The sequence below is a fragment of the Megasphaera hominis genome (genome assembly GCF_014269395.1).
GTDB lineage: Bacteria > Bacillota > Negativicutes > Veillonellales > Megasphaeraceae > Megasphaera > Megasphaera hominis.
This window is the reverse complement of sequence record NZ_JACOGK010000048.1, coordinates 1-14,192: the sequence shown is the minus strand read 5'-3', so window position 1 is coordinate 14,192 and position 14,192 is coordinate 1. Positions and strand designations below refer to the sequence as shown.

Sequence of the window (14,192 nt, the reverse complement as noted above, 5' to 3'; positions counted from 1 at the left end):
GTTCGATTAGAGATTTTCCTGGTTTCCATCGGACATAACCTCTATAAATATCACAATAAAAAACTACGCTTGCAGAAATCCGCATAAACTGTAAAAATACTGCTTTATGGGGAAAGGGGCTTTGCGCCCATTTTTCAAAGGTCATTCTCTAAAAAAGGAAAAAGAGCATGAAAAAAAGGAAGTGGACAAAATGCTTTCGCATTTTGTCACACTCCCTTCTTTTCAGCTAAGCGAGGGTGATTCCCACTTATTTATTCTTTTTTGCCAGTGCTTCTTTACCGGCTTTCAGGGTTTCAATGATCTTATCTACATCGTAGACAGTACCTCTCCAGGTACCGCCGCTGACGTCCTGCAGTGCAGCCCAGAGGCGTGTATCATCGGGCAGATCCGGATCCGGACGAACGGCCGGGTTCGTTTCCCGTTCTGCCAATACTTTCGCGCCTTCTTCGTAGGTCAGCTTGTGGTCTTCTGTACCGATAAAGTTGAGGCTGCCTTCGAGTTTTACCGTGTCGACGATGATTTCTACTACGTCGCCATCACGCAGTTTGCCGATCGGGCCGCCAGCCAGGGCTTCCGGTCCTACGTGACCGAAGCAAGCGCCTGTGGATACGCCGGAGAAACGGGCATCCGTAATGAGGGATACGTGTTTGCCGAAGGACAGGTGTTTCAGGGCGGAAGTCAGCTGATACGTTTCTTCCATGCCTGTGCCGAGAGGACCGCCGGCCATAACTACCATGATATCGCCAGCCTGTACGCCATCGTTTTTGAGAGCTGTAATAGCTGCTTTTTCCGAAGGATAGCATTTAACCTTGGCAGTGTGACGGAAGATGTGGTCCGGGCCGATAACGGACGGATCGATAGCTGTCGATTTAACAACAGAGCCTTCCGGTGCAATGTTGCCTGTCGGGAAGGTAATGGTCGAGCCGATACCTTTGGCTTTTGCCTGTTCCGGGCTGAAGATTACGTCGTCTACGTTGAGGTTGTCGATTTCTTTCAGGCGGTTGCGGCAAGCCACACGGCGCTGGGACTGTTCCCACCAATCGAGGTTTTCGCCGAGGGTGCTGCCCGTTACGGTCATGACGTCTTCGTGGAGGAGGCCCATCTTGCGCAGGTGGAGCATAACTTCCGGAACGCCGCCGGCCATGAATACGTCAACTGTCGGGTAGTTGATCGGGCCCATGGGCAGAACGCTTACGAGACGGGGAACTTCTTTATTGATGCGAGCCCAGTCGTGTACGGTCGGAACTCTGCAGCCTGCCATGAAAGCGATTGCCGGCAGGTGGATCAGGAGGTTTGTCGAACCGCCGAAGGCAGCGTGGATAACCATGGCGTTTTCAATGGCTTTATCTGTAATAACGTCTTTCGTCGTAATACCTGCTTTGTACATGCCCATAGCGGCAATAGCCGATTTCTTGGCAACGTCATACCAGATCGGTTCGCCCGAAGGAGCCAGCGCCGAATGGGTAATGGAGAAGCCCAGGCCTTCTGCAATAACCTGGCTGGTGCCGGCTGTACCCAGGAACTGACAGCCGCCGCCACCGCTGGCGCAAGCCATGCAGCCCAGACGGACAGCGCGGTCGTACGACAATTCATCGTTGGCATAGCGGACGCTGATGGTCTGAACGGTACCCAGATCTTCGCCGTTGTTCGGCATGAGCGTAGCACCGCCGGGGATCATGATGGTCGGCAGATCGTGCATGCTGGCCAGGGCCATCAACGTAGCCGGCAAACCTTTATCGCAGGAAGCAACGCCGATAACAGCCTTGCGCGTAGGCAGGGAACGGATCAGGCGGCGCATTACCTGGGCGGCGTCGTTACGGTACGGCAGGGAATCGAACATGCCTGTCGTGCCCTGTGTACGGCCGTCGCAAGGGTCGGTTACATAGGCAGCGGAGGGAACGTAGCCCATGGATTTCAGCGTATTGGCTGCTTCCGTCAGGAGGCCATCCAATTCGAAGTGGCCCGGATGAAGACCTACGGCAGCGGTCGTGCCGTCATCTTTTTTCAGGCCGCCGTACGTGCTGATCATCATAACGTCGCCATTAGCGAGCGTAGAAGGATCCCAGCCCATGCCGGCATCAATAGTCATACCAAAAATATTGCCACTTGGCGAATTCCGCAGGGCTTCCGGCGTTAAGGGAAGTACCCCTTCAGGACCATCGGCATGCGTGCGGGATTTGAGAATCAAATCGGAGGCATCATTTTCAAACAAATTCTTTACTGCCATGTTATTCACTCCTTTTTTTCAACCCATTCACTAATACTATATATTGGTATCTGAACAGGCGTTTCCTTCTTGTGGACCGTCTAGTTCAGAATAGTAGAAAAACTAACACGTGAATGTGAGTTCATAGTAACGTAAATTTGTGCCACTGTCAATGCATATACGCATGAATTCGTAATTTCATACAGAATAGGTGCCTTAATTTATATATAAAATGAAATATAAGCCGGCTCATTCATTGCTGCTATGAACGGGCCGGCTTGAGCGTGTTAACGATTATTTAGTTTCTTTCTTTGCGGGCTGGGCTTTCGTATTCTTCTTCATCAGGTTTTCTAAGTCAATTCCATCGATGAAAGCCTGTAATTTCTTTACTGTTGGCGGTCTCTGGGAGAAGTGCATGCAGTATTCGCTGACCGGAACGCCCTGCAGGTTCAGTGCTTTTTTCGCAATTTGCGGGAACGGTGTCTTGGATGAATAAATATACATCAAGCCATTGATCTTTTCCTGGCAGTCAAACATATATTCCCAATTCTTTTCATTAATAGCACGGCACCATTCGGAGCACAGCTTCGGTGCGAAGTTGGATAAGCCGCCGATGCAGCCGTTACCACCGCTGAGCATGATGTGAACGAGGTTTTCGTCATAGCCGGAGTAAATGATGAAGTCCGGATATTCTTCTTTCGTCACTTCGATGAGCTTACGTGTATGGGAGAAGAGTTCGATCGTATCCTTGTAGCCTACGAGGTTCTTGTGTTTGTGCAAGAGGCGCAGGGTGATTTCCGGTGTAACGTCGTCGCCTGTCGCACCGGGATAGTTATAAATGAAGACGTTGCCACGGATCTGCGGCAGAATCGTGTCGTAATAGGCTTCAATATCTTCGTCACTGAGCGGGAAGTAGAAAGGACACACGATCATGACGGCGTCGGCGCCGGCATCGCAGGCATAGTTGGACAGTTCGACTGTATCGCGGACGCTCATGCAGCCCGTACCGATCATGCATTTTACGCGGCCTTTGATATACGGAACGGCAATATCGATGAGGCGTTTTTTCTGTTCCATGGACATGGCGAAGAATTCACCTGTACTGCCCATGACGACGATGCCGTCTACGCCGCCTTTAATCAGAAAATCATATACCATTTCATTGCCGCGCTGGTCAATGTTTCCTACTCTATCAAATATGGTAACAACCGGGGTTAAATATTCTGCTTTTTTCATGTCTCCCAATCCTTTCCTACTGTGGCAAACTTTCATTTTTAATTCGCATATACTAACTTAGTCGTTATTACGAATCATGTGTCTATTCTACATGATTTATTTTGAATGTCAAGGGAGTCAATGGCTCTTTTCGCGTGTATTTTACATACAATTATGTAATATTTTTTCACATATGCATTCTCTTTGTGACTAAAAAATCCCAGTCATGCATGAAAATTTTGCATACATGACTAGGTTACGGTTTCCCCATGTGAGACTGCCAGTCTCTTTCCAGGCGCTGGGCGTCTTCTTTTCTATCGATATCTTCCAGTTCCTGTGCCGCTATGGGCAGGCTCCAGCAGTCCTTGGCATGGCGGCGTAACACAGGGCCGGCACCGCAATCGCCGCGTAGATCCATAAGTTCTTTATAGAACAAGTGGCTGAAAATGGCCGGATTGCCTAAGTGACCGTCATAGGCAGCAGCCCCGGCAGGACGGCCGGAACGGACATAGCCGGTCAAAAAGGAGGCGATCGTCGCCGCTTTGAGACGCGGCCTGTCGGCGACAAAGTACGCCCAGGCGTCGGCAGCTGCCGTGGCTTTAGTGCCGATACGGATTGCTGCGGCCTGGCCTTCGCTGGCCCAGGGATTATCATAGACGGCCGCCCCGCGGGCACTGCACCAGCGGGCAATCTCCTCATAGGGCGTAACGACCGCCACGTGCCAGTGAATTCCCGGCACAGCCACATAGGACAGGCCTTGCTGCAAGTGGCAAAAGCCATACTGAAACAAGGGCCGGCCGCCGACGGGAAAGAGCAGCTTGTTACTGACAAAGCGGCGGCTCAGGCCGGAAGCCAGGTAGAGGACGGCAATGTCCATTACGACACCTCCGCCTCAGCAAAGGACGTAATCAGGCCTTGGGCAAGACCGGCTTCCTGCAGGATTAACGCACCTGCCAGCTGCTGTGCCGGTGTATCGGCCTGATTTAAAATGGCGATGACCGGCCACGTGTAGGCCTTTAAAGCGGCCAGGCTGCCCCTGGCCCAGAGGGCGGCAAAGAGGCTGATAGTCAAAGGCGTACTGCCCTTATCGGTTTCCTTCGGAAAGGTCGTGCCCAGCCGTTCCGCTGCGGCTTCGCTTTCGGCCCAGCCATAGCAGCTGCTCTTCAGTGGTTTGCCTAAGGCGCTCAGGCCGGCTACGCACAGGACGGCGTCGCACGTTTCCGGCAGTACCGGTTCGAGAGGCCGCGGGATTTTAAAGGGCTGCCGCCGGGCACCGTCAGCTTCTACAAGCACCACCTGGGCTGCCGGACATACGGCTTCATAAGCCGCATCGCCAATATAGGCAATTTTGTCTTTCCCATAGGGCAGGCCGGCAATGACCAGACCGTCCCGTTCCAGGGCTGCTGTGATGACGGCCGGATCGTTGCTCAGTACGCCGTGGCTCTCCGGCTTGTACATATGGGTCGTCGTGACGACGAGGACCCGTTTGCCGGCGGCTACGAGTTCCTCTGCCAGGCGCATGATACACGTCGTCTTGCCACCGGCCCCGGTGACGGCTACTACCTGCGGCCCGTCTGCCTGTGCCAGGGACGGACAGAGACAGGTAATACTCTGCCAGAGGCTGGCCGTGCGTTTAGATTGTTCCTTTTGATATATGATAGCTTCCATCTGTTTCCTCTCTCCAAATAAAGGCACCTTTTTTTTGACGTCCTTCCCGTTTCGCCCGGATGGCAATGAGCTCGGCTGCAATGCTGACGGCGATTTCTTCCGGCGTCGCCGCAGAAATTGGCAGGCCAATAGGAGCGTGGAAACGGTTTATTTCTTCTTCAGTAAAGCCATCTTGTTTTAATTTATTGCGGACAAAGGCCAGCTTGGCCCGGCTGCCAATGACGCCCATATAATAGGGGTGGCACGTGAGGACATATTTTTGTGCTTCATAGTCGCCCAGGTGGCCTCGCGTCATAATACAGACATAATCGTCCGGCGTGACCGTCACGTGCTGTGAAAGGTCCGCAAAATCTGTTACAATGCACTGGTCTGCCATAGGGAAGCGTTCGCTATTGGCAAATTCAGACCGGTCATCGACAACGGTACAAAAGAAATCGAGCCCTGTCAATAAGGGCACTAAGGCCAACGCTACGTGGCCACCGCCAAAGACAATGACGCGGCGCGGCTGCACCAGCGTTTCCTCATAGAGCACGCCGTCCTGCCGGGCTTGTATACCTTCGGCCGTAAGAGCCGTACCGGCACAGGCGGCCAGGCCCGGCTGCGCCGTTGCTGCCTCACACGTCACTTGCTGCGTACCGTACTGCAGGGCCATGGCCCAGCGGTCCGGGACCGTCACATCGAGGGCCAGCCAGCTTGGCTGATGGCTCTCCAGACACTGCGTGAGTGTAGTAAAAAAAGCGATAGCCGCCGCATCAGCAGGCGCCAGGTATTGGCAAAATACGAGCAATTCCCCGCCACAGACGCCGCCAATGTCGGCGGTGGGATTCTTGTGCAAGAGCAGTGGCAACAGGCATGAGGTCCCGTCTGCCAGGGCAGCGCGGCCGGCTTCACAGGCTACATATTCCTGATAGCCGCCGCCTACAGTCCCTACAGTCGTACCATCGGCCAAAATCAGCTGGTGACTGCCGGCTGTGCGCGGCGTGGACCCTTTCGTATCCAGGATGGTCAATAAGACAACGGCCCGGCCCTCCGTAAGCTCTGTCAAAAGCCGTGCAAAGAGTGCATGCATAGGTCACTTGTTCCTTTCTGCGTACCATTAGCGGTATAAAAGAATAATATAGGTTCCGGCAACGCCCAGCTTTTCCGGCAGGTGCTGCAGGCGGGGTCCTGTTTCGAGACGCCACGTAAGCGGCCCTGGTACGGTCTGGCTGCGGTAGCGGAACTGGACGAGCCGGCTAAAGGGCTGGTCCACTACTTTTAGTATTTCTACAGGATACTCGTTTTCTCCTGCTTCGGCCGAAAAGGCCTGCTCCCGTATGGCAATGGCCCGGACCGCTTCCGGAACAGGCCGGCCCGTTTCCAGGCAAAGGCCCCAGTCCGGCACGGCTACGGTCGTCGCGCCTGCCTTACGGGCAGGGACGATATTTTTACAGCCCGTGAGGATCGCCCCGGCCCGTGTTTCCGGGGCTGCAAAAACGTCTTCTACGGTCCCGCAGGCATCGACCTGCCCGTCTGCCAGAATGGCCAGGTGATCGCAAAGCTGATACGCTTCTTCCCGGTTATGGGTAACGACGATGACGTCCTTGTGGAACTGGCCTAAGAGGTCGGTCATTTCCCCCATGAGCTGTTCCTTCAGGTATACGTCGAGAGCGCTAAAGGGCTCGTCGAGGAGGAGAATTTCCGGTTCGTTAATGAGGCAGCGCGCCAGCGCCGTCCGCTGCTGCTGCCCGCCTGACAGCTGGGCCGGACGCAAGTTCTCCAGGCCCGTGAGCTGCATGCGCCGGATCATGGACTGCACACGCTGCCGCCGTTCCCGGCCGTTTTTCAGAAAACGGGCGCCGCAGGCAATATTTTCTTCTACGCTCATGGTCGGAAAGAGGGCATAATTTTGAAACAAATACCCTACGCGCCGCTGTTGTACAGACACATTGATTCCCTTTTCCGCATCAAAGAGGACCCGCCCGTTGAGGACAATACGGCCCTGGTCGGGCCGTTCGATGCCGGCAATGCATTGGAGGGTCTTGCTCTTGCCACTGCCCGACGCGCCTAAAAGGCCCCACACGCCAGCCCCTGTTTCCAGGCGGACGGACAAGTGGAAATCGCCCAGTTGTTTTTGGATCTGAACGGATAAACTCATGCCTGCCTCCTTGTCCGGCTCCGTTTGCCCAGCATATTGATGGTCAGGAGAACGACGGCGCTGATGGCAATATTGACCAGTACCCAGATAAAGGCACTGTATTCGTCATTGGTCCGCCATAACTGATAGACCGTCGTCGAAATGGTAGCCGTGCTATGGGGAATATAGCCGATGAGCATGCTCGTCGCCCCGTATTCGCCTAAGGCCCGGGCAAAGGCCAGGACCGTACCGGCCATGATGCCCTGACGGCAATAGGGCATGCGGATGTGCCAGAAAATGTACGTATCGGAAAGGCCCAGGGTGCGGCCGCTCCAGGCCAGGGTTTCATCGAAGCTTTCAAAGGCACCGCAGGCCGTGCGGTACATGAGCGGGAAGGCGACGACTGCCGAAGCGATGACGCCGCCGTACCAGGTCATGACGAACTGTACGCCCCACTGGGCCAGGAATTGGCCGACAGGGTGGTTGAGGCCAAAGACCAGCAGTAAGAGCCAGCCGCAAACCGTCGGCGGCAGGACGAGCGGCATGGTCAGGATGACGTCGACCAGCCCTTTCAGCCAGCTGGGCAGGCGGGCCACATAGTAGGCCATAAAAATGCCGCTAAAAAATACGAGAATACAGGAAATAGCCGCTATGCGCAGACTATTCCAGAGGGGATACCAATCCATCACTGGCCGTCCGTCACAGGGCTAAAGCCGACGTGTTCAAAGACCTTCATGGCTGCATCGCTCTGTAAATACTGCAGGAAATCCTTAGCCGCCGCTACGTGCTTGCTGTCTTTGAGGACCGCTGCGGGATAGATGGCCTGGCCACACATGGCCTTTGTCGCCTGGTCGAGAGGTTTCAGGCCGGCACTGAAGGCGTCGGTTGCATAAATAACGCCGCAGTCGGCACTGCCTTCTTTGACCTGGGTCGTTACTTCCTTGACGTTAGAGCCATAGGAAATGTGGCCGGCATTGGCCAGTTCCTGTTCGTTCAGGCCGTAATAGGCCAGAATTTTCTGCGTATACTGGCCCACAGGTACATCGCTGTTGCCCATAACCAGACGGATCGAGCCGGCCTGCAGCTTCGCTGCCATGTCGTTGAAGTTTTCTACGTGGCCCGGGTTGCCTTCCGGCGTGACGAGAACGACGTGATTTTCTAAGAGATTGATGCGCGTATCGGGAATGATGAAGTCGAGATGACCGGGATTGTTTTTTTCGTCCTGCGTCTTGTCGAGCTGATTCATCTGTTTTTGTGCGGCTGAAATGAAGACATCGCAGGCAGCACCGTTTTCGATCTGCTTTTTAAGTGTCCCTGACGAATCAAAGTTGAAGACCAGTTCTACGTCAGGATGTTCCTTTTCATAGTCCTTGGCAATCTCCTGAAGCGTTTCGGTCATGCTCGCAGCAGCAAAGACCGTGAGCTTCACTTTTTCTCCACCGGCACTGCCGGCATCCTTCTTTTCGGCGCCGCAGCCTACAAGACCTACGGCCAGCGCTGCCAAGACGGTGACAGCAATCCACTTTTTCCATTTCATTGTACATATCCCCTTTCGTATTGGTTAGCGGCCACAGTCGCCGCCAGTACCCCGCAGAATATCCAGTCCATGCGGCAGGACGTCGGCGACGATAGCCCAATATTCCCGGCAGGCCTTGGTACTGCCCGGAAAATTGATGATCAGCGTCTTTTTGCGGATGACGCTCACCCCACGGGACAGCATGGCCCGCGGCGTAATAGCCAGCGACGCGGCCCGCAGGGCTTCGGAAATGCCCGGCACCTGCTTATCTGCCACAGCCAGCGTCGCCTCCGGCGTAATATCCCGCGGTGACAGGCCGGTGCCGCCCGTCGTCAGGATGAGATCGACTTGCCGCTGATCGGCCAGGCGGCGCAGGTGCTGCTGCAAGGGGCCGGCTTCGTCGGCCAGGAGCAGCGTTTCGACGACGTCATAGCCGGCCTCCCGGAGGCATGCTGCCAGGGCCGGACCGCTTTCGTCGTGCCGCTCGCCGTGGCTGCCCTTATCGGACAAGGTGATGACCGCCGCCTGATAAGGGCGCTTGCCTGCCTGCTGTACCACAACCAGCTCATCGCCTACGTGAAGCGTACCGCCTTCAAGGACCTTGGCAAAGACGCCCTGCCGCGGCATGATGCAGTCACCGACGGCCTGGTAAATGGTACAGTGCTGATGGCATTCCTTACCAATCTGCGTCAATTCCAGGAGGACCGTGCCGCTCTGCAGGCGCGTCCCTACGGGCAGGCGGGCAAAATCGATACCCCGGACGACCATATTTTCACCAAAGGCACCGGGGCCTACGTCGGCGCCGCGGGCCCGGAAGGCTTCGATCTGTTCGCTGGCCAAGAGGCTTACCTGGCGGTGCCAATGGCCGGCGTGGGCGTCGCCTTCGATGCCCCAGTCAGGCACGAAGACAGCGGCTGCGACCTGTTCCTTCTGCGTACCTCTGTGGGTACTGATACATAATGCTTCAATGACTGCCATATTCAGCCTCCAATTTGACTCATTTTTTTATGCTCTGTCACTTCATTTTGGTTTTCAAAGTGGTGTCCTGCCGGCTTATTTGCCAGACAAGACGCCATAGCCTTATAGAGGTCTTCATCACTGGCGCCGCCGCGCAGGAGGCTTCGCAGGTCCGTACCTATGTCGTAACACAGGCAGGGCTTTAAAAAACCCGTACTGGTCAGGCGCAGGCGGTTGCAGCTGCCGCAAAAGCGGTGCGTCTGGGCCGCTATGAAGCCGATACTGCCACGCAGCTGACGGCTCCGGTAATAGACGGCCGGACCGTTGCCATGCCAGGCCGTATCAGGCTGAAGATCGTCGTAGACAGTACGCAGCACGGCCAGACAGGCCGCACCGGCAGGGCCGGCAAAGTGCCGTCCTTCGCCAATAGGCATGACCTCAATGTAACGCACGTCTACAGGCAGGTCCCGGGCCAGCTCTGCCAGGGGCAGGATCTGGTCTGCCGTGTCGGCCAGGAGAACGGCGTTGACCTTCGTACGGATAGGCCCGCCGGCAGCTGCGGCAATGGCTTCTTCTACCACGGCTAGTCCGTCGTAGCCGGTCAGGGCTGCATACTGCCCGGCGTCCCGCGTATCGAGGCTGATATTCAGTCCGTCCAGGCCCAGTTCCTCTAAGGCGTGTAAATCCCGGCCCAGGCTAAGGCCGTTCGTTGTCAGCGTGACCTGGTCCACGCCGGCCATTTCCTTTAATTCCTTTATAAAGGGAATAATGCCACGGCGCACAAGAGGTTCACCGCCTGTAATCTTAAAGCGGTTGATGCCCAGGCGCAGGGCCTGGCGGCAAATACGTCTGATTTCCTCGTAGCGCAGGATATCGTCATGCTGCAAGGGCGTGACGCCTGCGGGCTGGCAATAGATGCAGCGCAGATTACAGCGGTCGGTTACGGAAATGCGCAGGTACGTAATGTCCCGGCCGGCAGCGTCACGCATGATCAGCGCCGCCTTCAGTAAAGGTAAAATGACCGCTCCGGCCACCACTTTTTTCAACCAGGTGGATATCCTTGATGACCATGCGCTTATCCAGGGCCTTACACATATCGTACAGCGTAAGCAGGGCCGTCGACACCCCTGTAAGGGCTTCCATTTCTACGCCGGTCTGGCCACTGCAGCGTGTCGTACAGCGCGCTTCAATGGTATGACTTTCAGGCTGCAGGGAAAAGACGACCTGGCAGTGCGTAAGGGGCACGATGTGGCACAAGGGAATGAGCTCGCTCGTGCGCTTAGCGCCCATGATGCCGCCGACCTGAGCCACACCGAGAACATCGCCCTTCTTGACCGTATGGGCCACAACGGCGTCGAAGCAAGCGGGACTCATGGAAAGGGTGCCTGCAGCCGTCGCTTCCCGGGCCGTCACGGCCTTGTCACTCACATCGACCATACGGGCGTTACCGGCTTCATCTATATGGGTAAATGCTGTCATAGTCGCTCCTATCTGCCGAAGCTGCACTGCGGGAACGTACACACAGGACAGTTCAGGCAATAGCCGCCTTCACCCCAGGCAGCAATCTGTTCCTGCGTCAAAGGAACACCGGCTATGAGGGACGGCAGGGCCAAATCAAAAACAGTCCGCTTGGCATACATGACGCACCCGGGCAGACCGATGACCGGCCGGCCATCTGCCATGTAGGCGACGAGGAACATGGCCCCCGGCAGGACCGGTGCACCGTACGTGACGATACGGGCGCCTGTATTTTTAATGACCAAGGGCGTCTGGTCATCGGGGTCGACACTCATGCCGCCGGTACAAAAGACCATGTCCACGCCTTTGTCCAGCATGGCCGTAATGGCGGCTGTAATGGCCTGGGGATCGTCGTCTAAGATATCGTGGGCAATCATGGTGGCGCCAAATTCCTTTAATTTCCCTTCAATGACGTCCGTAAAGGTGTCTTTAATACGTCCGTGGAAGACTTCGCTCCCTGTCGTCACGACGCCAAAGGTGCGCTTTTCAAAGGGCACGACCTGCAACAGGGGTTCCTTGCCGGCAGCTTCGCGGGCACGCTGCATCTTTTCTTTCTCTATGACCAAAGGAATGATGCGTGTGCCTGCCAGATGATCGCCGGCATGGACCGTAAAGCCGCCGTGCCGGCAGGCGATCATCATTTCCCCCAAGGAATTGACCCGCTTCAGGCCGGCCGTATTGACCGTAAGGAGGCCATCGCAGTCGGCAATGAGTTCGATCTTCCCTTCTTTTGGCTCGCTGCCGTGCATGTGACTGCCCAGACAGATATCACGCAGAATGGCTGCGGCATCATTTTCGTGCAACATATTTTCGTTATTTTCCCAAATATAAATCTGTTCTTTCCCTACGGAAAGGAGCACGGGAATATCTTCAGGCTGAATAATGTGGCCCTTACGAAAAACAGGGCCTTTGGTAACGCCGCGGATGATCTGCGTAATATCATGGCAGAGCACTTGGCCAACGGCATCTTCTGTACGTACTTTTTTCACGTTGTATACCTCCCGGATTGATGCATAAGGATCGCCGTCACGACTGCACCGCCGAGGCAGCGGGCCTTATCGGAAACGGTGAAACAATTTTTTAGTTCTTCCTGACGGGGATCGATATCGGCAATCTTAAAGCCCTTCGTCACGGCATAGCCGTCCCGGATGAGCCCCCGAACGAGGCCGGTCAGGCTGGCAGGCAAGCGAATTCCCGGTGTGGTTGCCGTCACGGGCGTAGTCAGCTTTTGCGGACTGAGCAAGGCCATGGCCTGCCCCTTTTCTACCGTATCGCCAATATGTACGAGACCATACAAAAAGCCCGCTGCCGGACTGTGCATGACCCGTTCCTTTGACGCGCCGGCAATGGTACCGGGTACGCCCGTGTTCGGAGCTGCCGCTCCCTTCGTAAGGATACGGCCCAGGTTATGGCCCCGCTGCGTTTCAATGACATAATCAGCGTCGGTCCCAGCCGTAAAGCCCGGCCCTAAGGCGATGACGCACGGTGCCATATCCTTGCGGGTACCTAAATTGCGTTTCGCCAGAATCGCATCGACGACGACAGCGGGATTACGCTGGCCAATGGCCAGGCCTTCCGGATCGATGAGCAAAGGTACATAGCCCTGTTGCCACGCAGCCTGTATGTCCCCGTCGGTTCTGCAGCGGACACAGGTCACGTCTTCTACGCGGGCCAGGCCGTCATATACGGCTTCCGATAAGGCCACCTGGCGGCGAATGGCTGACGGTCTTTCCGCTTCCAAAATGAGGACAAAGAAACCGGCCCGCCAAAGGGCTTGTACCGTTCCTGTTGCTAAATCGCCGCCTCCGCGGACGATGACGAATCTATTTTCCATGACCAATCTCCTTTAAGCGCCTGAGTTCCTGGGGATTAAAATATTCGGCAAATTTTTCCTGAGCTACACGGCAGACACTATCCTCTAGGGAGTCATACCGCTGCAGCAGGATCTGTGCCTGGGCCGTAAGGACACTATGGCCGCCGTGAAGCCCGCCTACGTGGCGCTCGGTCAGCGGAAAGCCCCAAATATTTTCTGCCTCCTTCATGACGGTCCAGGCCTTACTGTAGGACATGCCCATCTGCTGGGCTGCGCCCTGGAGGGAGCCTGTTTCGCCAATGCCCCGCAGCAGCTGCGCCACACCGGGACCAAAGGCCCGCGTCTCCTTAAGTATCCGTACGGTTACCTTGCAATGCAAAGGCACCCCTTGTTCTCGTTCCATCCTGTCTCCCTTCCAGGCGTTATTCTTTCATTCGAATAACGCTCGCCTAGAAAAAGCCGGTTTTGACACCGGTATTACAGTCATATTATATAAGAATTCTTACAAAAATGCACGTAAAAGATAGAGATTCTTCTCTTGTCGCCGGTCCCTGAATTCCGTATACTATGTATAGGCACTACCAATTTATTTTGAGAAGGAGCTGATCTACTGTGAGTTATCAGGCAGCATTTATTTACTTGGCACCGGGCAACGATCCGGAAAAACAAAAGGCCGTCATTCCCGGCCCTTCTATTGACCTGACCGTCGTCGGCGTCAAATCCTATACAGATGCCGTAGCAGCAGCACAAAAGCTCGTTGCAGCTGGCGTAGGCGCCATTGAACTGTGCGGCGGTTTTGGCTTTGAAGGCGTCGCCATGGTCAAAGAAGCCGTCGGCAATAAAGCCGCCATCGGCGTAGTCCACTTTGATATTCATCCGGGACTGGGCAACAAGAGCGGCGACGTGATTTTCAATAAAAAATAGGCATGACACAAGGCAGGAGCCGCTTTCACGTAGCTCCTGCCAATAAATCGTAAAGGCCCGGCCAGCGTATATGAACCGCTCCCCGTCAAGTAGACAGAGCAAAAAATAAAACATGTACTTATTACTGCCACCGATATCCGGTGGCAGTTTTTATGCTGCCACGTAATAGTTATTGTGCTTTTCCATCGGGGTTACTACACCCAGTTTTCTCTGTAAACGCTTAGTATTGTAATAGCCAATGTAATCTTCAATCATTGCA

16 protein-coding genes are annotated in these 14,192 nt (G+C 55.2%); 1 reads left to right on the top strand and 15 read right to left on the bottom strand.

The features are described 5' to 3' along the window. Positions 1–247 precede the first annotated feature (247 nt). From H8J70_RS11665 to H8J70_RS11600, 14 genes are all read right to left on the bottom strand, one after another. A complete protein-coding gene (locus tag H8J70_RS11665) occupies positions 248–2,227 on the bottom strand; it encodes a YjhG/YagF family D-xylonate dehydratase (protein WP_186504465.1) in 1,980 nt (659 codons plus the stop codon). Between the two features lie 273 nt (positions 2,228–2,500). Continuing rightward, entirely contained in the window at positions 2,501–3,442 is a 942-nt protein-coding gene (locus tag H8J70_RS11660; RefSeq protein ID WP_186504464.1) for a dihydrodipicolinate synthase family protein, read from the bottom strand. A 235-nt stretch (positions 3,443–3,677) separates the two neighbouring features. Further along, the gene (locus H8J70_RS11655; RefSeq protein ID WP_186504463.1) at positions 3,678–4,298 is read right to left on the bottom strand and encodes a nucleotidyltransferase family protein; all 621 of its coding nucleotides are present in this window, start codon (positions 4,296–4,298) and stop codon (positions 3,678–3,680) included. Continuing rightward, positions 4,298–5,089: a selenium cofactor biosynthesis protein YqeC gene (gene yqeC / locus H8J70_RS11650; RefSeq protein ID WP_186504462.1), complete on the bottom strand. Its 792-nt coding sequence runs from the start codon at positions 5,087–5,089 to the stop codon at positions 4,298–4,300. The genes H8J70_RS11655 and yqeC overlap by 1 nt, the downstream gene beginning before the upstream one ends. Then, positions 5,055–6,158 carry an XdhC family protein gene (locus tag H8J70_RS11645; protein ID WP_186504461.1) on the bottom strand — a complete coding sequence of 368 codons (1,104 nt, stop codon included), beginning with the start codon at positions 6,156–6,158 and terminating at the stop codon, positions 5,055–5,057. Before H8J70_RS11645 ends, yqeC begins: the two co-directional genes overlap by 35 nt. 27 nt (positions 6,159–6,185) lie before the next feature. Then, positions 6,186–7,226 carry a sulfate/molybdate ABC transporter ATP-binding protein gene (locus tag H8J70_RS11640; protein ID WP_186504460.1) on the bottom strand — a complete coding sequence of 347 codons (1,041 nt, stop codon included), beginning with the start codon at positions 7,224–7,226 and terminating at the stop codon, positions 6,186–6,188. After that, complete coding sequence (modB, locus tag H8J70_RS11635) at positions 7,223–7,891, bottom strand: molybdate ABC transporter permease subunit (protein ID WP_186504459.1); 669 nt, start codon at positions 7,889–7,891, stop codon at positions 7,223–7,225. Before modB ends, H8J70_RS11640 begins: the two co-directional genes overlap by 4 nt. Continuing rightward, positions 7,891–8,742, bottom strand: coding sequence for a molybdate ABC transporter substrate-binding protein (gene modA, locus H8J70_RS11630; RefSeq protein ID WP_186504458.1), 852 nt, complete (start codon positions 8,740–8,742; stop codon positions 7,891–7,893). Before modA ends, modB begins: the two co-directional genes overlap by 1 nt. 24 nt (positions 8,743–8,766) lie before the next feature. Next, positions 8,767–9,699: an MOSC domain-containing protein gene (locus tag H8J70_RS11625; protein WP_186504457.1), complete on the bottom strand. Its 933-nt coding sequence runs from the start codon at positions 9,697–9,699 to the stop codon at positions 8,767–8,769. Between the two features lie 2 nt (positions 9,700–9,701). Continuing rightward, entirely contained in the window at positions 9,702–10,715 is a 1,014-nt protein-coding gene (gene moaA / locus H8J70_RS11620; protein ID WP_343068715.1) for a GTP 3',8-cyclase MoaA, read from the bottom strand. After that, a complete protein-coding gene (moaC, locus tag H8J70_RS11615) occupies positions 10,660–11,157 on the bottom strand; it encodes a cyclic pyranopterin monophosphate synthase MoaC (protein WP_186504456.1) in 498 nt (165 codons plus the stop codon). Before moaC ends, moaA begins: the two co-directional genes overlap by 56 nt. Before the next feature lie 8 nt (positions 11,158–11,165). Next, a complete protein-coding gene (locus H8J70_RS11610; RefSeq protein ID WP_186504455.1) occupies positions 11,166–12,185 on the bottom strand; it encodes a molybdopterin-binding protein in 1,020 nt (339 codons plus the stop codon). Next, positions 12,182–13,030: a selenium-dependent molybdenum cofactor biosynthesis protein YqeB gene (gene yqeB / locus H8J70_RS11605; protein ID WP_186504454.1), complete on the bottom strand. Its 849-nt coding sequence runs from the start codon at positions 13,028–13,030 to the stop codon at positions 12,182–12,184. The genes H8J70_RS11610 and yqeB overlap by 4 nt, the downstream gene beginning before the upstream one ends. Continuing rightward, positions 13,020–13,412, bottom strand: coding sequence for a winged helix-turn-helix domain-containing protein (locus H8J70_RS11600; RefSeq protein ID WP_186504453.1), 393 nt, complete (start codon positions 13,410–13,412; stop codon positions 13,020–13,022). The genes yqeB and H8J70_RS11600 overlap by 11 nt, the downstream gene beginning before the upstream one ends. Before the next feature lie 209 nt (positions 13,413–13,621). Between H8J70_RS11600 and H8J70_RS11595 the strand changes: the two genes are divergently transcribed. After that, on the top strand, positions 13,622–13,933 hold the full coding sequence (locus tag H8J70_RS11595; protein WP_186504452.1) for a DUF6506 family protein: 312 nt from the start codon (positions 13,622–13,624) through the stop codon (positions 13,931–13,933). A gap of 150 nt (positions 13,934–14,083) precedes the next feature. Here H8J70_RS11595 and H8J70_RS12920 read toward each other — a convergent pair whose 3' ends face one another. Further along, on the bottom strand, positions 14,084–14,188 hold the full coding sequence (locus tag H8J70_RS12920; RefSeq protein ID WP_425489114.1) for an IS3 family transposase: 105 nt from the start codon (positions 14,186–14,188) through the stop codon (positions 14,084–14,086). Positions 14,189–14,192: the final 4 nt, after the last annotated feature.